This is a genomic window from Thermococcus thioreducens (assembly GCF_002214545.1).
Taxonomy (GTDB): Archaea; Methanobacteriota_B; Thermococci; order Thermococcales; family Thermococcaceae; genus Thermococcus; species Thermococcus thioreducens.
Genome location: NZ_CP015105.1, coordinates 289674 through 307309, shown reverse-complemented (window position 1 = coordinate 307309; position 17636 = coordinate 289674). Strand labels below are relative to the sequence as shown.

General features: G+C 53.3%; 18 protein-coding genes. 7 read left to right on the top strand and 11 right to left on the bottom strand.

What is annotated here, in order from left to right; all coding sequences use genetic code 11:
- Nucleotides 1–5: 5 nt before the first annotated feature.
- The 7 genes from A3L14_RS01515 to A3L14_RS01485 are packed head-to-tail and all read left to right on the top strand — an operon-like array spanning nucleotide 6 to nucleotide 9246.
- A complete protein-coding gene (locus tag A3L14_RS01515) occupies nucleotides 6–638 on the top strand; it encodes a class III signal peptide-containing protein (protein WP_198300094.1) in 633 nt (210 codons plus the stop codon).
- Between the two features lie 2 nt (nucleotides 639–640).
- Nucleotides 641–1081, top strand: coding sequence for a hypothetical protein (locus A3L14_RS01510; RefSeq protein ID WP_055429203.1), 441 nt, complete (start codon nucleotides 641–643; stop codon nucleotides 1079–1081).
- Nucleotides 1062–1535, top strand: a complete 474-nt coding sequence (locus tag A3L14_RS01505; protein ID WP_055429204.1) for a hypothetical protein — start codon at nucleotides 1062–1064, stop codon at nucleotides 1533–1535. The genes A3L14_RS01510 and A3L14_RS01505 overlap by 20 nt, the downstream gene beginning before the upstream one ends.
- Nucleotides 1532–3019, top strand: coding sequence for a hypothetical protein (locus A3L14_RS01500; protein ID WP_055429205.1), 1488 nt, complete (start codon nucleotides 1532–1534; stop codon nucleotides 3017–3019). Before A3L14_RS01505 ends, A3L14_RS01500 begins: the two co-directional genes overlap by 4 nt.
- Nucleotides 3016–5124: a hypothetical protein gene (locus tag A3L14_RS01495; protein ID WP_055429206.1), complete on the top strand. Its 2109-nt coding sequence runs from the start codon at nucleotides 3016–3018 to the stop codon at nucleotides 5122–5124. The genes A3L14_RS01500 and A3L14_RS01495 overlap by 4 nt, the downstream gene beginning before the upstream one ends.
- On the top strand, nucleotides 5121–8495 hold the full coding sequence (locus A3L14_RS01490; protein WP_074631466.1) for a DUF2341 domain-containing protein: 3375 nt from the start codon (nucleotides 5121–5123) through the stop codon (nucleotides 8493–8495). The genes A3L14_RS01495 and A3L14_RS01490 overlap by 4 nt, the downstream gene beginning before the upstream one ends.
- Before the next feature lie 4 nt (nucleotides 8496–8499).
- The gene (locus tag A3L14_RS01485; RefSeq protein WP_055429209.1) at nucleotides 8500–9246 is read left to right on the top strand and encodes a DUF2101 family protein; all 747 of its coding nucleotides are present in this window, start codon (nucleotides 8500–8502) and stop codon (nucleotides 9244–9246) included.
- Here A3L14_RS01485 and A3L14_RS01480 read toward each other — a convergent pair.
- The 11 genes from A3L14_RS01480 to purS form a co-directional block, all read right to left on the bottom strand.
- Nucleotides 9201–9476 (bottom strand): hypothetical protein, encoded by a 276-nt coding sequence (locus A3L14_RS01480; protein ID WP_055429210.1) that lies wholly within the window; start codon nucleotides 9474–9476, stop codon nucleotides 9201–9203. The genes A3L14_RS01485 and A3L14_RS01480 overlap by 46 nt on opposite strands.
- A 154-nt stretch (nucleotides 9477–9630) precedes the next feature.
- Entirely contained in the window at nucleotides 9631–10200 is a 570-nt protein-coding gene (locus A3L14_RS01475; RefSeq protein ID WP_055429211.1) for a GMP synthase subunit A, read from the bottom strand.
- Nucleotides 10197–10634, bottom strand: a complete 438-nt coding sequence (locus tag A3L14_RS01470; RefSeq protein ID WP_055429212.1) for a type II toxin-antitoxin system VapC family toxin — start codon at nucleotides 10632–10634, stop codon at nucleotides 10197–10199. The genes A3L14_RS01475 and A3L14_RS01470 overlap by 4 nt, the downstream gene beginning before the upstream one ends.
- Nucleotides 10635–10636: 2 nt before the next feature.
- Nucleotides 10637–10831: an antitoxin family protein gene (locus tag A3L14_RS01465; protein WP_055429213.1), complete on the bottom strand. Its 195-nt coding sequence runs from the start codon at nucleotides 10829–10831 to the stop codon at nucleotides 10637–10639.
- A 43-nt stretch (nucleotides 10832–10874) separates the two neighbouring features.
- A complete protein-coding gene (gene guaA / locus A3L14_RS01460) occupies nucleotides 10875–11798 on the bottom strand; it encodes a glutamine-hydrolyzing GMP synthase (RefSeq protein ID WP_055429214.1) in 924 nt (307 codons plus the stop codon).
- Between the two features lie 68 nt (nucleotides 11799–11866).
- Nucleotides 11867–12862, bottom strand: a complete 996-nt coding sequence (locus A3L14_RS01455; protein WP_055429215.1) for a formate--phosphoribosylaminoimidazolecarboxamide ligase — start codon at nucleotides 12860–12862, stop codon at nucleotides 11867–11869.
- Nucleotides 12859–15000 carry a phosphoribosylformylglycinamidine synthase subunit PurL gene (purL, locus tag A3L14_RS01450; RefSeq protein WP_055429216.1) on the bottom strand — a complete coding sequence of 714 codons (2142 nt, stop codon included), beginning with the start codon at nucleotides 14998–15000 and terminating at the stop codon, nucleotides 12859–12861. The genes A3L14_RS01455 and purL overlap by 4 nt, the downstream gene beginning before the upstream one ends.
- A gap of 85 nt (nucleotides 15001–15085) precedes the next feature.
- A complete protein-coding gene (locus A3L14_RS01445) occupies nucleotides 15086–15499 on the bottom strand; it encodes a hypothetical protein (RefSeq protein ID WP_055429217.1) in 414 nt (137 codons plus the stop codon).
- Between the two features lie 2 nt (nucleotides 15500–15501).
- Nucleotides 15502–16632, bottom strand: a complete 1131-nt coding sequence (locus A3L14_RS01440) for a DUF4932 domain-containing protein (RefSeq protein ID WP_082431986.1) — start codon at nucleotides 16630–16632, stop codon at nucleotides 15502–15504.
- An 81-nt stretch (nucleotides 16633–16713) separates the two neighbouring features.
- On the bottom strand, nucleotides 16714–17385 hold the full coding sequence (gene purQ, locus A3L14_RS01435; protein WP_055429219.1) for a phosphoribosylformylglycinamidine synthase I: 672 nt from the start codon (nucleotides 17383–17385) through the stop codon (nucleotides 16714–16716).
- Between the two features lies 1 nt (nucleotide 17386).
- Complete coding sequence (gene purS / locus A3L14_RS01430; protein WP_055429220.1) at nucleotides 17387–17629, bottom strand: phosphoribosylformylglycinamidine synthase subunit PurS; 243 nt, start codon at nucleotides 17627–17629, stop codon at nucleotides 17387–17389.
- Nucleotides 17630–17636: the final 7 nt, after the last annotated feature.

The following is a 17636-nucleotide window of genomic DNA, read 5'->3' as shown; positions in this document are numbered from 1 at the left end:
GAAATATGGTGATAAAAAAGCGCGGTCAGGTCTCACTTGAGTTCATGCTGATCTTCGGAATGATGCTCATCCTCCTGCTGTACTCGGTAAACAACATAACCTTCAGGGAGGGCTCCACGTCAACCGAGACCCTGCGCATCCAGATAAGCCTCGAAGAGAAGAACCTCGCCAACGCCATATCAAACACCATTTCCCAGGTCTACGCCCAGGGTCCGGGAGCGAAGTCGACCACCTACGTGAGGATCACGTACCTGCGAGACCCGGATATGCTCCTGAAAGGCCTGGGTGTGAACAGCCCCAAGGTATTCATAACATACGGAAACTACAGCACCGAAGGAAACGGTACGTACGTTACCGTCGTGGGAACCAATGTTAATGCTGTCCTCAGTGGCGGGGATAAAAACGTATTCTGGAGCCGTGCCATGTACCAGGCCGTCCTTTACACCAGCCCTTCCGTGTGGTCGCCTTCGGGAAGTACCACGTTCAACGCAACCACAGTTTACGGCCTTGAGATCGATCCAACCGACCTTCCCGGAACCCTTGAGATAGTCGTGGAGTGGAACCCTGACAACCCCAATTCATGGACATTTGATTCAGCTACTGGCGAGCTCCACATAAACATAAAACCCGGTGGCTGAAGATGAAGCGGGGACAGATTAGCCTTGACTTCCTCTTTGCAGTGACCCTGATAACCATCACGATGCTCAACCTAGCCTATATTGCCGACAGCGAGAGAGCCCATTCCGAAACCTTTGACACCATCGCAAAGCTGAAGGCATTTTCCATCGATGTCAGGGACTCAGTTGTCAAGGTCTACACCGCCGGAGAGGGATTTACCGTGAGAAAGGAACTCCCGATAAACCTGGATGCGGGGGACAGGGTAACCGTCAGTCTTGTTGCCCCTGACAGCGTCGTTGTTAACGCCACAATAGGGGGGAGGGGATACCGGGTGATCCAGAAGAGCCCAGTACCGATATACGAGAACACCTCTGTGACCCTTACAGCGACGGATAAGGACTTTGAAATAGTGGCAACGTACAACGAAACGGGGGGGAGGCTGGATGTCACCCTCTCGCCGTAAGGCACAGACGGCCATAGAGGTTCTATTTATAACAGCGATAATTCTCGCAGGGATCCTTCTGGTGGTTCCCACGTATCTGGACGAGAACACAGCTTCTTCGATAATATCCTACATTAGGGGTTCCGCCTCAGATGCATGCGCCTACCTGAATACCGGAGTCATTATTAACGAGAGCATCTACACTCCCCTGAACGCAATAATAAACGCCAGTAACTACACGTACAGGGCGTTTCAGCTCGCAGGGGTGCGCACGGCAGAGATTAACGGCACGATACAGGTCAACGTCACGATAACCTATACTGGAGCCGGGCTTCCTGAAAGCACCGTTGAGGCGAACATAAAACAGTACATCGAGGACGACCTGATATCCAAGACCAACGTGGTCAAACAGAATGGAAAGCTCTACCTCGGCGGGAGAGAGATCGAGATAAACGTTGATGTGGTGAGAGTATGAGGAGGGGCCAGCTACTCTCGCTCGATGCTATGCTGTCAATGGTCATAATAATCCTGCTACTTGGCACTATAACCACCACTTCAAGCACCCTGAAAGGTGAGATAACAACAGTACTCGGCTGGTACGAGCGGGCCAACGTGGGAGACAACATGCTGGACATACTCGTCAAAAACCCAGGAACTCCGAACAACTGGCAGACCGACCCCAGCAATCTGGCTTTCATCGGGCTGGAGAACAGCCAGTACCCCACAACCATAGACTATGCGAAGATAGAAGCCCTCAGTGAGGCCGTTGCCAACGAGGACCCCACAGTACGGGCGCTGTTGGCAAACATCAGCATGGGAAAGGACTTCACCCTGGGGTTCTACCTCACAAGGGTCGAGATTGAGGGGAACGTAACAGTCATACCCCCCCAGACCGAGGGCTCAGTGGACATCCCATCCGGGGGCCATCTCTCCGTCACTCCCCGCACCGGATATGCATATGGACTGGGGCTCATCGCTGAATGGATAAGCCCCGAGAGGAGCGACGCTCCCGGTGTGGGGAACATAGCGAACGTTACAAATGTAACCGCTGGAGAAAGCTTCGTCTTCAAGCTCGCGGAGGACGGGAGTGTCAGGCTCGACCTCGTCGGCCCAGGAAATCAGGGAGGCCCGGTGAACTACAACATACCAGCGGGTTCAATCGTCCACATAGACGTTGAGACAGGGTACCTTCTCATAGGATGGAACAGGCTTGCCGACGGCACCTACGAGCTCTGGATTCCCCTGCACCGTCTGGGACAGCAGGTATGGACCACCTGGACGGGAACAGTATGGTGGGGACAGGGGGGAACAGTCTCCTCAACCAACCTGACGATCAGGTACGTCTACGCAACCAGGGTTGTGAACGCAGACTACAACATAACCATGATAAACGGCACTTTCGTGAGTGACCCAGCAGCGATAACGGCCTCCAGGGAGCGTTCACCATGGGTCACATACACCGAGAGGAGGATCCCCCTGACAAAGATGGTCTACAACAGGAGCTACACCGTCACCGCCGATTCTCTCCCAGCTGAACTCTACGTTGGGACAATATACACTCCAATCCCCGACTACATGGCGCTCAAAGTTGCATTCAACAGCACCGGCCACATTGTTGCCGTGGCGTGGATGAGGGGCACCAACATATCGGGGTACTCTGTCATGGCGGTATACAAGACCTCCGCCGATTCAAACGTCAAGGCGATCATAAACCAGACGGTCAACGGGAACTCATATGTCAAATCATACACCTCGGAGAATCCGTACTACGTGATAATCCCCTGGAAGGAGTTCCTTACCCAGATAAACCCGGGAGAGAGCCTCGACATCTACGTCTGGGTCTACGAGATGAAGGACATAGCGACGGCCGAGATAACAGACCTTAACGGGATTGATACCATCATGAAGCCCCAGGCGAGTCTGGCGGTGCTAAAACTGTGGGTGTGGGATGACTCATGAAGAGGCGAGGCTTTATATTCACCCTGGACGCCATACTTGCCCTCCTCTTAGTCACCATGTTCGTGGTCAGTATAACCCAGATTAACCCCAGCACCCAGGTTTATTCCACGTACATGCGCTCCCAGTCAAAATACGTCGCTGACGATGCACTAACCATGTTCAGAACCCTTCCCTTAAGGGAGCTGGTTCCCCCAGAGAAGCTGGAGGAGTGGATGACCGGCCCAGACCCCGTCATCAACACAACGCTTGTGACCCCCGACATGTCCCCGATAGATATAGTCGCCACTTACTGGGCAACGGCGCCGCTCTTTCCCTCCGCAGACCTAAAGCACAAGGCCGAAATAATTTTGGGGTACGTACTTAACAACACCCTCAGGGACTACAACTACGAACTGATGATAAACAACTACACCAGCCCGTACCTCCGGAAGGTTGGCTCCAACTACTCCGCGGCCAGAGACGTAACACCGGCAACCCTGATACTGAGCGGATACGCCCACAATCAGACGCCGAGGGGCTACATGGCGAGAGCGTTTCTCAACAAGCTGGGAAGCAAGGAGAACACGTACACCATAAGGGGCGGGTACATATACTCCCGGACGGACAATCAAAACGATGAGGTCATAATCAGATACATAGTCCCTGCGGACGCCATTCCGCGAGATGCGCAGGTGGAGGAGATAACGTGGTTCCTAGAGCCCGCATGGGTGGGATCCAACTACGAGATATACCTCAACGGCCAGCTTATCTGGTCTGGGTACGTTAACAACAACCAGCTGATCCAGGATACAAACCCCAGCGGTGGGTACGCCCTTATAGAGAACTTCCACCCCGGGGAAGACAACGTGTTCGAAGTTAGGGTTTACAAGCCCGGATACGACGGCGGTGAAGACGGCGCTCAGTATATAAGGATAAGATACCGCACGGCAATACCATCCACGCTCAGGTTTACTGACAGATTCTACTTCGAGGACGTCACAGCCAGATATGGGATAACCGCGTGGAAGTACCTCTTCGTTCCAGGCGAGATAGACTCTCTCAGCGTCCAGATAGCCGTTGGGAACGTCTCACCCACCACCCCGGTTACCCTCTCGTTCATGTTCAACAACGAGGTCTCCGTACCGCTCAGCGCCCCATGTCAGTACAACTCCACCACCAGAGTGAAAGTGTGCTACTGGGACAACGCGACGATAGCAAACGCGCTGGCCAGTGCGGGATACAACTACACCCACATATCCAGCAGGTACACAACACTAATCGTGAGGGCTGGAAATGAGAACACCAGGTACAGCCCGAACATTCACCTAATAGGGAACGAATCGTTCGTCTATGCAGATTACACTCCAGGCGTTCTTATCACATCCTACACGATAGACGTGACTGAGCCTATCACCCTTCCCAACCAGGATTGGACGCGCTCGGTGACCATAAACTTCAACGTCCCCCAGGGCGTCACTCCACTGTGGGTCAAGTTCCAGTTCCCGTGGCTGTACTACGTTAACTACGGGGAACCCTCGCAGTCAATCCGCGTTGACAATCCCGCGATAGACCCCACCTACATATACCAGCACCCCCCGAACCCCTTCATCTACGCACTCGCCAGGGTTGGCTATACCAGAGACACCTTCGATTACCAGTACAACCCCCTCCCCAACGCGATAGCGCCCGGGACCAATACGATAAACATCAATCTCGGCCAGGGTTACTACCTCCAGCCGAGCAACGGAGATGGCGAGCTCACATACGTTATTCAGGGATTCGCCGGCTATGGGGACGTTTTCCCGGAACTTCTGAGGCCCGGTTGTTCCGGTTACAACATAACGTACTACTGGAGCGGGGATACATCACCACACTACGTGACCGCGGGAGATGCCCCGTACTGTGACGTCACCGCTCAGGATCTCCTCGATGGAATGGACAGATACGCCGTTGATGATGCGATAATAAGGCTCTTCCGCAACCTCGGTGGAGATGGAACGCAGGAAAACCCAATACTAGTGCAGCTACCACCAACGGTAAACATAGTCTTCGTGTCGATGGGAAACATACCCGGCCTGTTCCAGCCCATTACAATAACACTTAGAGTCTGGAGGGAGAACGGATGAAGAAACGGCGGGCATTTCTGATGAACTCAACGGCCATACTCCTGCTGATACCCCTCATGCTTCTCTTAGCCACGTATGAGGACGTTTCATCCCAGATAATAATGAGTCAGAGCGAGAGAACCCAGGTTGAGAGAACGTACAGGGTGGTATCGTACGTTGAGATGGACTTCCAGAGAACCCTTGAGATATCCGGAAAGAGGGCGATAGTTACCGTTGTAGATTACATTGCAAACACCCGGGACTTTCTGGATCCAAACGACCCGGACGGTATGGCGAATGCCACTATACGCGACCTAGTTTTGTTCGGCCAGTCACCTCAAGTCGCGAGTAACTATTCCGAAAGGCTGATGAGAGACCAAACCGTCTTAGGCTGGCTCGGCAACATGTCAACTGAACTTAGAAAACAGGGCTATGAGCTGAAGATAGCGAACAGAACCATTGCCGAAATCGAGGCTATGAGCGTATCCCAGAGGAGCAGTTTCCTCAGGAGCAGCATAGAACTAACCGTTGCCCCCCTTGACGCGTTCAGGATCGTCATACGTGCCAGAATAAAGGACGTGACGATTTCAGACGTCTCAGGCAAGGTTGTCTATACCGGCCCAATACCGAGGGAGAACTACGTTTACTCGATAATCTCAATCGAAAACCTTGAGGATCCCATATTCTCGGCTCTCACCTATGGCAGGTACTACCGCTCAATTGAACCCTGCGAGTACACCTTCCCTGAACTCATGGATAGGCCCGTTAAAACACTCTACGGGAACGGCACCAGCACCAGTGACCATGTACTCGGCAAGTACTCCTCCACAGCCTGGGACACAGGACACATATTCTACGGCAACTCATACCCCGGAGATGGGGCAGATGGATACGTGCTTCGCAGCGGGGACATAACCGGCATTACCGCCCCGATAATCGTCAATACCACAATAAACGGCGTCCCAATCTCTCCGCTTGAGATCTTCAACGACGATGACGTGGGTGTCCTCGTGTTCGGCAATGTTAGTGCGACTAACCACTGGTGCGGATCCAACTACAAGTGGAGGGTTAACATCACGATACCCAGCTACGCTGACGGAAGCCTTGTGCTCCTAAAAATACCAGCCTCAATATTCCCCGGCATATACCACACCGATGGAACCGCCTCGATGATGATTTATGAAAAGTCCGATATCGCGTGCACCCCGGTGCCCTTCTGGATAGAGTACTGGGGAACCTCCTACGTCTGGATATGGATAAGGGCCAGCGGCACTGACTACTCGATTTACTTTACAGACAGCCCGTCCTATGCCACCGACGGATATAACAAGGAGTATCTGTTCTGGCTCATTGACACGTTCGACGGCACCTCAATAAATCCCGTCCTGTGGAGCAGCCTAGCCGACGCGTATCTTGACGGGAACGGCCACCTCGTTGTTCCAGGCGGGACTGAAAAGCTCGCCCTCCAGACGGTCAACGCAATAGACGGCGCATTTTTCGTGAGGTTCAGGATGAAGCCGGACAGCACCGCTCTGGACTTTGATGGAGGCGTTGAGACGGAGTTCAACTACACGGAAACCCAGGCTTTAGGAAATTATCTTAAGGTCATCGTACGCTACGATGGGCCGGAGCTCATAGACACGACAAACGTTCAGGTGCCAATACGTCTCAGCGCCGCAAATATAAGCGGCATAAACGCCGACCCCGCAACTAACAGAGCGGAGATACTCACATACTCCGACCCGCTCCTCCAGAACAGGATACCCTTCTGGATAGAATACTGGGACACGGCCGGCGCCCAGATATGGGTAAAGACTAACCTCACGTACACCGGAAGAACCTGGAGCAACGGATGGGTGTACCACTACAACGCCACAGTTTACATTAAATACAACACGGGCACACTCACCCGGGGAGACGGGAACCAGGTCTTCGAGTTCTTCGATGACTTCACAGGCACAACTTTGGATACGGGGAAGTGGGACACCCATGGAAATCCGACCGTAAGCAACGGCTATCTCCGGCTTCCGAGCAGGAGCTGGATATGGTCAAAGGCAACTTTCCCGAGCACATACATAATGGACATTAGAGGAAAGCTTGTCGACAACCCTGGAATCATGTGGAACATCCGCAGGAGCACGGGATGGGGCCGCATTGAGGACATCAACTACTACGGCGATGGAAGGGGGTATCTGTGGTGGTTCAACGTCCTGACGAGCAACTGGATTGGATGGTATGACTCCAGTACGACGGAGTACACACTAAACTCATTCCAGAACATAGAACTGAGAGTAACACCCTTCTGGACCGACATATACCAGTTCTCAGACTGGACTAATAAGGCACTGAGAAGCTCCTACAACGCTGGGGCCAGCAACAACCGCGCCGTAGGCCTGGAGCAGTGGAATGGAGGCCCCAGCGAATATGACTGGGTATTCGTCCGCAAGTACCTAGAGGACGAGTACCTGAGCTACACCATAACGCAAGCCGGAGGTACCCAAACAACAACAGAGACAGAGAAGGTACAGTTTATCGACGACAATCCAGGATTCAGCGACCACAATGAGGACACGCTGGCCATACTCGAAAACTGGGAAAACAGCTTGGTGTCAGACAACCCCACCACGCTGTCTGACTACCGCAGGTACCAGATTGTATTTACACCTGTTTCCGGCGGGGTAGATCTTGAGTTCACGGACGTTGACAATCCACTAAGAAGCGCCACCGTGAGAATAAACAAAGAGCCCGTATCACCTACAAAAGTTGGCATCGTGATTGACAGCCAGCCCCAGGGCGCCCTCATAAATGCCGCATACTTCGATTGGATAGTTATAGGCAGGATGCCCTACTATACAACCGACTCCGTAAGCTCCACCACCGTTGAATCGGCACCCCAGACAGGCAGTGCATACAATGCCCGTGCCTACGACCTGCAACCACTGATATCATGTATAGTAGATCAGAAGTACTTTGGGACGTATAACGGAATATCGTTCTTTGAACGCCTTGAAAACAGTGTGACCAACCATGCCAAATACTTCCAGCTGGCAAAGGAGATGCAGGACGAGCTGGGAATGAAATATGGAGGCGAATACTATCCCATCGGGCTCGTCAGCTTTATGGTGCCCAATGCTGACTACGACCGTAAGCTCTTTGATATATTCAACAACTTTGGAATAACGGTAGAAGATGGGCAGAGCAGCGTGGATTACTACTTCCTCAACTATTACTTCGGAAGGATGGACAAGACGCCAGCATATCGTGTCTGGGGTATATCCTACGGTACGAGCGCCCTCACAGGCGATTTGAGCGTTGTGCCGTTCTTCCTCGACAATCAAACGGCGGCGGCCATCCTTGGGCCAACCGGAGCAGAAGACCTGCTGAAGAGGTGAAATCATGTCGACGGAAGACGTCCTCTACAGAATCGGTGAGGCTGTGGATTCAGGAATCAGAAGACTCGTTGATTTCATACATCCCTCTCCCTCCGAGGAGCCGCCAAGCTTTAGATATCTCGGCAGACTCGTGAAGAAGAGGTTCACTGCCCACGAATACCTCAGCCTCAAGCTCCAGCTGGCCTTTCTAAGCTACCTTATTCCCAATCTAATCCTGCTCTTCATTAAGGCCAGTCCACTGTGGTTAGTGTGCGTGGCGGTGGTTTACTTCCTCTATCTCCGCTACACATTGGTCAGGAACCGGGAGTTCTTTGTGGAGCATGAACCCTACAGGTTCTTTTACTACGCAATATCCCTTATTTCCCTCGCCGTTTTCCTGGGATACCTCGTGATACGGAAGATAGCCACGAGCATCTACCATTACTACGCATACCTCTTAGCGGCCTTTGCGGTGGTCATGGCATTCCGGTGGTACTTCAAGCAGAGATACGGAAGAGACTATACCTACGGCGTCGTTGAGGAGATCAAGGGCGATGCCGTCAGGGTCTTTGTTCACGACGACATAGCGGCGAACGTCAAGCCCGGCCACTACTGGGTTGATGCCGTGGGAGACCTGGAAGTAGGCAGGGTTGTGAAGCTCATAGTGGGGGACAGGAAGCTCAAGGGGGCAGTTCCGGTAAGGATAATCGAGGTCTATCTCACGGATCAGTCCTCCCAGAGCTCGACAGAGCCGAAGGAAGAAACCGAATGAAGCACGAGGAGATATATCGAGTGGCAGGGTTCAACGAGGTTCGTCTTGACGAATCCCTTACCGTTTTTCTTCATCTCCAGGGGCTCGACTCCCCGGCATTCTGGAAAGATCATAACGGTGTCTTCTCCCTCGACAAGACGGAAACCCAGCCCTCCACAGACCTTCTCCAGGAAATCCCTGAACTCCCTCCATCTATCAATCCTAGTGACGTAGTAGACCGTGTGCCCCAAGCTATCACCATAAAGAGTAAGTGCAGAAATTTTAAAAAGTTTTCTGATTTGCAATCTATAGTCGTAACCAATAATGCTTTTCAGGGGTGACCTAAAAGTGATGGAGAGCGATGATGAGAAAACCCGTTGCCGAGAAAAATGACGAAAGGATCGACTAGCTGAGCCCCCCGCAGAGCTCCGCGAAGTTGCGGTATATATCCGCCCCCCTCTCCGTGTGAGCGACCTCGGGATGGAACTGGACGCCGTAGATGGGAAGGCTCTCGTGCTTCATTGCCTCGACCGGGCAGGTCTCACTCATCGCGAGGAGTCTGAAGCCCCCAGGAAGCTCCTTTACCTCGTCCATGTGGCTCTCCCAGACCTTGAGCCTCTTCGGAAGCCCGCGGAAGATATCGTTCTCCTCCAGTATCTCCACCTCAACGAGGCTGTACTCGGCCTTTTCGCCCCTTCCGACCTTTCCGCCGAAGTGCTTCGCTATGAGCTGGTGGCCGAGGCAGATACCGAGGATTGGAACGTTGAACTCGTCATAGTGCTCCAAGATGGCGGAGCAGTTGCCGGTCTTCTCGATGTCCGGACCGCCAGAGAAGATGATGCCTTTCGGCTTCATTGCCTTTATTTCCTCAAGCGGCGTCGTGTTGGGGATTATCTTCGCCTCGACGCCGAGGTATCTCAGAGTCCTCCAAATCCTGTGGACGTATTGACCCCCGTTGTCCATTATAACTATCATTCATCCACCTCCAGGAGTTTAAAGAAGGGATCGGATTCTTTGAGGATGTAATACACATCAACACCTGAACCTCTGGCATTCTCTGCCATTCTCTTATCGTTGGTCAACAGAACGCCTCCAACAATCATCGCAGTTGAAATGTAGTAGGTGTCAGCCGCCCTCGAATGAAGCCTGAAGGCCAGTTCAACGGCCTCGTCAAAGAACTCACTTTCCCCAACTAGGTTAAAGAAATCGAAAACCTCCAGGAACTCTCTGACCTTTTCCTCCGGTGTAAATCTAGACAGGACGTTCACGAACTCGATCATGCATATCCTGGGAACATAGATCTCGTGGCCTTCAATCGCTTCAAAGACCTTCAGCGCAAGCCTTCGCCGTTCCTCGTTAAATTTGGAGAAAGCGTCAATAAGCAGGGAAGCATCAACGACGAACCTCATGACTACTCCCTCACCCTTGCCAGGAGTTCCAGGGGATCCTCCTCTGGTCTTTCAAGTTCCCCCTCGACACTCTTGATGAATCCAGATAGCCCGGTACTCAGAATCCTCACCCTGAGCCTCTGGCCCTCCTTCAGCTTGAGGGGCTTGAGGGGTCTCAGCACGCCGTTTTCGTAAATCACTTCGATAATTTCTCCCATACTCTCCACCATGTAAAAATTGGAAACGAAGGTAAATAAGCTTTCACTCAAACTCTATCGTCGCCGGAGGCTTGTTGGTGATGTCGTAGAGCACCCTTCCAACCTCGGGTATCTCGCTCGTTATCCTGAAGGCTATCCTCTGGAGGACCTCGAAGGGAACGTTCATGGCATTGGCGGTCATGCCGTCGAGGCTCTCAACGACGCGGAGGGCGATCGTCTCCTTGTAGGCCCTTATGTCGCCCTGGACACCAACGGTCTTCACTCCCAGCAGAACGGCAAAGGCCTGCCACGGCCTTAAACCGGCCTTCGCGATCTCCTCCTCGACTATCGCGTTCGCCTCTCTAACGATGGCGACCTTCTCCGGAGTAACCTCACCAAGAACCCTAACCGCCAACCCCGGCCCTGGGAAGGGCATCCTGTTGTATATATTCTCCGGCAGACCGAGTTCCTTACCCAGCTCTCTGACCTCGTCCTTGTAGAGGTCGCGGAGCGGCTCTATCAGCTTGAGGTTGAGCCTCTCTGGAAGGCCTCCAACGTTGTGGTGGCTTTTGATCTTGCCCTTACTCTCTATCCAGTCCGGGGCGATTGTACCCTGGATGAGGAACCCGGCGTCAATCTTTCTCGCGACATCCTCAAAGACCTCGATGAAGACCCTGCCGATTATCTTCCTCTTCTCCTCGGGGTCGGTGACACCCTTAAGCCCACTGAAGAACCTCTCGCCGGCATCGACGTAGTGCAGGTTGAGACCGAACTCGTCCCTGAAGGTCTTGACGACGAATTCAGGTTCGCCCTTCCTCATGAAGCCGGTGTTGACAAAGACCGCGTGGAGTCTATCTCCTATGGCCTTGTGGGCAAGCACCGCAGCTACCGAGCTGTCAACGCCTCCGGAGAGTGCTATTATTGCCCTACTATCGCCGACCGTCTTCCTTATCTCCTCAACCTTCTCCTCGATGAACCTCTCCCACATGAGCACCACCTTTTTGCCAACATGTGAGTGCTAATTTATAAACCTATCCGAGCGGGAATTAGACAGTTTCACGTCAAAATTTCGTCGAGCCTTTCTTCATCCTCAGCTTGCTTCAGCTCCATCGCTATCCTCCTCCCGGTGCTGACCGGGTAGTCGTAGCGGAGCCAGCTGTAGGGGGAGCCGTGGACGAAAGGGTTCGTCCCAGCGACTATCCTGGCGGAAATCTCGAAGACGACGAACTCAAGCTCCTCGGTGAAGACGCCCTCCAGACAGAAGGGGCCCCAGAGGCCACCCATAAGCTTCTCCGCGGCTTCCACAACCCTTTCACCAGCATCGATGACGTCCATCAGCAGGCTCTCGCGGAGGACGAGGGGTATGTTGCCTATCACCGTATAGTTGGTGTTGGGTTCGAGGTCGAGCTGCTCCTTGGCCGGGATCCTGCCTATCGCGTCGGCGTTTGACTCATACCTTCTATCAATGCTCATCAGCTCAAGCTCTCGGTTGAGCTTCGAGTAGAAGTAGTGGGGGTAAACCGGAACGCCGAGGACGTACTCCTGAATCTGGATTCCGCTCAGCTCCTCCTTGTTCTGAACCCCGAGCCTTTCCGCCTTTCCCCAGAAGTCCTCCGGAGAGCTGGCCAGAAAGTAGCCCCTTCCGCCCTTTGCCCCGTGGGGCTTGACTATTACCGGCCCGTCTATGTCGTCCGGGTCATCGTAAACCCTCGGGAGACGGAGTTTAGCTTTCTCAAGCCATCTCCTCTCCAGTGAGCGGTCGCTCTCCCACTTGAGCACTTCTTTGTTTCCGTAGTATGGGACGCGCGTCTTCTCGACCAGCTCGATTCCGAGGTGGGCGACGAAGGAGCCGGTAGGAATGACGACGGCGTTCAGCTCAAGCAGCATCTCCTCCGGATAAGTTCCCTCAATGAAACGGTCAGCCACCGGGAAGTACTTCGTGTAGAGCGGTCTGACCCGGGCTTTTCCGAAGGCCACCGTCTCGAAGCCCTCCTGCTTGGCCCCTTTCAAAATCTGGAGGGCAGAATGGGAGGCGTAAGTTGAAACCCTCATTCCTCCTCACCCAAAAGTCTCGGTAGGGACTCGTGAACCTCTTTAAGCTCTTCAAGGGGCTTCCGAAAGAGCTCCCTTCCGTCCCAGAGGAAGACCGCATCACTTCCCCCCGCCTTTCCGATGACCGCGAAGTGCCTGAAGGTGGACCTGAGCTCGTCAAGGTTTTCCTCGGGGAAGGCAACTATGTAGCGTCCATGACTCTCGCTGAAGGCGACCTCTATGGGATTCGAGGTCTCGGAGAAAACCCTTGAGAGGTCTGCCGTGAAGCCCACATTTCCTGACACGGCCATCTCCACGAGGGCAGCGGCTATCCCGCCCCTGCTCACGTCGTGAACCGCTCTGACGAGGCCTTTCTGTATAGCCTTCAGAATTCCCTCGGCGTTGGCTTTCTCCTCGTCGAGGTTCACGCGGGGGGTAAAGCCGCCTTCGACGCCGAGCCTCGCGAACAGCTCCGAGCCGCCGAGTTCGGCCTTCGTTATTCCAATGATGCCTATGAGCAGTCCATCGCCCAGCCCCATCTCAGGGATTTCCTCAAGCTTGGCCTTCCCAAGGCCTGCAACCACAGGGGTAGGCTTTATCGGCCTTCCTGCAACTTCGTTGTAAAAGCTGACGTTCCCGCTGACGTACGCCAAACCAAAGGCTTTGGCCGCATCGGCCAACCCCCTCACAGTCTCGGCGAAGCTCCAGTAAACCTCGGGCCTCTCGGGTGAGGCGAAGTTGAGGTTGTCCACCAAGGCCAATGGCTTGGCCCCAACGCTCACGAGGTTTCTGACAACCTCGGCAACGGCTCCCATAGCCCCATGATAGGGGTTCAGATAGCTGTGGCTTGGGTTCCCGTCGGCAGTGAAGGCCAGACCATACTCGTCGTTGAGCTTTAGGATGGCAGAGTCACGGCCGGGCTTAAGGACGGTCCTCCCCTGAACCTCGTAGTCGTACCCCTCCCAGACCCAGCGCTTGCTTACGACGTTCGGACTGCTCCAGACAAGGCCGAGGGCATCTCCAAAAGAAACATCCGGCGTCTCAGCAGGCTTTTCGATGCTGTAAGACCGCATCTCCCACTCTATCGTCGGCACATCTGCGAGGAGTTCTACTGGAAGGTCCGCTGCCTTCTCCCCCATCCAGTATATCACAAAGCGCGGCTCCTCGATGATCTCCCCGACGACCGTCCACTCAAGGCCGTGCTTCTCGAAAATCTTTCCAAGGGCATCAACGTCTTCCGGCTTAACCGCGAAGAGCATCCTCTCCTGGCTCTCTGAAATCATGACCTCGGTCGGGGTCATTCCCGGTTCGCGGAGTGGAACCCTGTCGGCGTAGATTACCGCGCCGAAACCCTTTTTGCCAGCCATCTCAGATGCGGCGCAGGTCAAACCGCCGCCGCCCAAATCCTTCAGCGCTTTCACCCTGCCGGTGTAAACGGCCTCAAGCGTGGCTTCAATCAACAGTTTCTCCGTGAAGGGGTCGGGAATCTGAACCGCCGAGCGGTCTTCCTCCTCCGCGTTCTCGCCCAGCTCTTCACTCGCAAAGGTGACACCGTGAATGCCGTCCCTTCCCGTTCTGTTGCCGACGAGGATGAGCTTGAGACCCGGTTCCTCAACAAAGCTGTGGACGAGGTGCTCAGGCTTCATAACTCCGACGCAGGCGACGTTGACGAGCGTGTAGTTGTCGAGGCTCTCATCAAACTCCGTTTCGCCCCCAACCGTTGGAACGCCTATCCTGTTGCCGTAGTCGGCTATGCCCTTGACAACGTACTCAAAGAGGTATCTGTTCCGCTCCTTATCCAACGGACCGAAGCGTATGGGATCAAGCAGAGCAATCGGTCTCGCCCCCATGCATAGTATGTCCCTCACTATTCCGCCGACTCCCGTGGCGGCACCACCGTAGGGTTCCACAGCGGAAGGATGGTTGTGGCTCTCGATTCCAACGGCTATCCATGTTTCATCGTCGAACCTCACTATTCCAGCGTCCTCTCCGGGGCCCAAAATCACGTGCTCGTTCTCGGCCGGCAGGAGCTTCAGCCAGGGCCTGCTCGACTTGTAGGAGGCGTGCTCGCTCCACATGACCTCGAGCATAGCGCATTCGAGCTCGTTCGGCTCTCTCTTCAAGCGTTCACGGATGAGCTTCTCCTCGTGGGGGAACATCGTGAACCCTCCATTAATTGACGAATTAGTGTAAAAAAGTTTTGTTTTTAAGGTTTATTTTGACAGAAAAATGGCAAACAAAAGATTATCCGAAAGCGACGGCTCTTTTAAGGCTCGTTATATAGACAAAGTAATGATAGTTTAGCAGGTTTTCATCCCCACCTCCGGAGGGCTTCCTCTTGAACACGTCAGGTGATCCTGCTATTAAAAGGACGTACCCTCCACCCTCAGGATTGTTCAGAGCTTCGACGATGAAAATCCCCTTGGAGTATTCAACCCCGTTGAGAACGACATGGTTACTTTGTATCTCCACGTACCTGTTGAGTTCACGAACAACGGGAGAGCTTAGCGGTGCAAGGACAATCAGATTGCCACTCTCAAGACCGCTCGTGAACGTCACCTCAAATCCAGCCTTCTCAAGCATATTAACGTAGCTTTTCACGTAGGTGCTCTCCGAGAGGTTCGGAGAATACACCTTAACGCCCTTCGTTTTAAACATAATTAAAACCGTTCTGATTGTTGGTTCCGATGAAACGTTCCTCCAGAAGCCCTCTCTGTACCAGATATCCATGAGTCTTGCGAGTTCTGGCATAAAGCTCTCGAAGGTAGGTATTTGTCTCTGTTTCGAAGGTAATCTGTGAGATAGGCATTGTATACTCTTCCTACAAGGTATAAACCGAGGCTCTCTTGGTTCTCTATGAACCTCTCGGCGCTTTGATTATCCTGAGTTTCGAGTATGTAGTAGGCCTCGAAAGCCCTAACAAAGGTTTCATCCAGGTAGGTTTTCCAGCTGGAGTATCCCATGGAGGTCATAACATTCTTTACAGGTGAGAACATTTCCTCGTACTTCTTGAACTCCCAGTAGTGTCTCTCCACCGCAGGGTTAACGAAGCTGTGGGCGAGCTCATGGGCGGAAGCACTGCAGTAGTAGAGCGTTCCGTTGGAAAAAGAGCAGACACCAAGAAAGGCGTAAACGGTGTTGTTTCTCCAAGCGCTGTAGCTGTAGTATGCCTCAAGAGGCTGAAGGACGAAAACCCAGCGCTTCCATTTCTCTCCAAAGAACTTCTCCTCAAAGTGGGGAATGTTAAAGACATCGGGATTCTCCTTTAAAAAGAGCCTTATCTGCACCCTGTAAAATGCTTCGTGGTTCTCGTAGAAGGTGGAAAAGTTCGAGTCCTGGGCGAAATCTTTTATGGCCATGGCGAGTTCGTTGAGGAGTTTTTTGTTTCCATGAACTCTCCCTATAAGGTACCCGCTCCATTCCGTGAAGTTCAGCTCCAGCGCAAACTTAGGGATGGCATCGTATGATAGGCCCGCTCTCAGGGCTTTTCTGGCGAGAAGCACTGCCCTGTGATTTCTGTAGGGGGAAAAGTAAGACTCAACCTCTTGGGAATAGGGTGTACTATTGCTGGAATCCCAGCCAGCAAGGTAAAAGACGACGTTTGTCAGTTCAACGTATGGGTTTACCTCAATACAGATGTTATCCAAGCATTCTGATGTGGGGACAATACTTAATTGAAGGAATGCTTTTTGTCCAGTCCACATACTGTGCACAAAAAGTGTACAAAGGAGTAGTATGATTATGAGTGGAGGTAGGATCTGGTGGATGATTTTGGAGAGTGGACTTTTCAAAATTCACACCTCCACGGGACACATAAAACAAATGAAAGTATTTAAATATTTCCGTATAAAAAACCGAAAGGTTAGTAGTGATTATTTCTTCGCCCACTCCACCATGCTCCTGAAGAGCCTCAAGCCGTCTTCACTGCCTAAAAAGCGGTCGCTCGCACGCTCCGGGTGGGGCATGGTCCCGAGGACGTTGCCCCTCTCGCTGGCTATCGCCGCTATGTTGAGAACCGAGCCGTTGGGGTTGGCCTTTTCGGTTACGTTGCCCTTTTCGTCGCTGTACTGGAAAACCACCCTGGCCTTCGATGGGTCGTCAACGTAGTAGTTGCCCTCCGCGTGGGCTATCGGCATTCTGATAACCTCACCGGGTTCGTATAGTGAGGTGAATGGCGTCTGGATGTCTTCAACGCGGAGATGAACCCACCTGCAGAGGAAGCGCGGAATCCTGTTCGGCCTCAGTGCTCCCGGAAGGAGACCCGCCTCCGTCAGAACCTGGAAGCCGTTGCATATCCCGAGGACAGGTCTTCCCTCGCGGGCAAACTCCTTAACCTCTTCCATTATCTCCTGTCGAGCGGCTATAGCTCCAGCGCGGAGGTAATCGGCGTAGCTGAATCCCCCGGGCAAAACAACTCCATCAAAGTCCTTGAGATTTGCTTTATACCAGACGCGCTCCGCTTTTCCTCCAGCATTTCTTATGGCCCTCTCGGTCTCAAAGTCGCAGTTGGTTCCCGGAAACACCACCACTGCAAAGCGAACCATCTCAGCTCACCGGCTCGATGCTGTACTCGTAGTTGTGGACGAGCGGGTTAGCGAGGAGCCTTCTGCACATCTCCTCCACTTCCCGCTCGGGCTCTTCGCTCTCCAGCTCGAACTCGAAGTACTTGGGAACCCTGAGGTTTTCAACCGCGTAGCCGAGGTTCCTGAGGGCGTTTCCTATAACCCTCCCTTCCGGGTCGTTGAGGCCTTCCTTGAGGCGGACGATGACGGTAACCTTCCATCTCATGAGTACC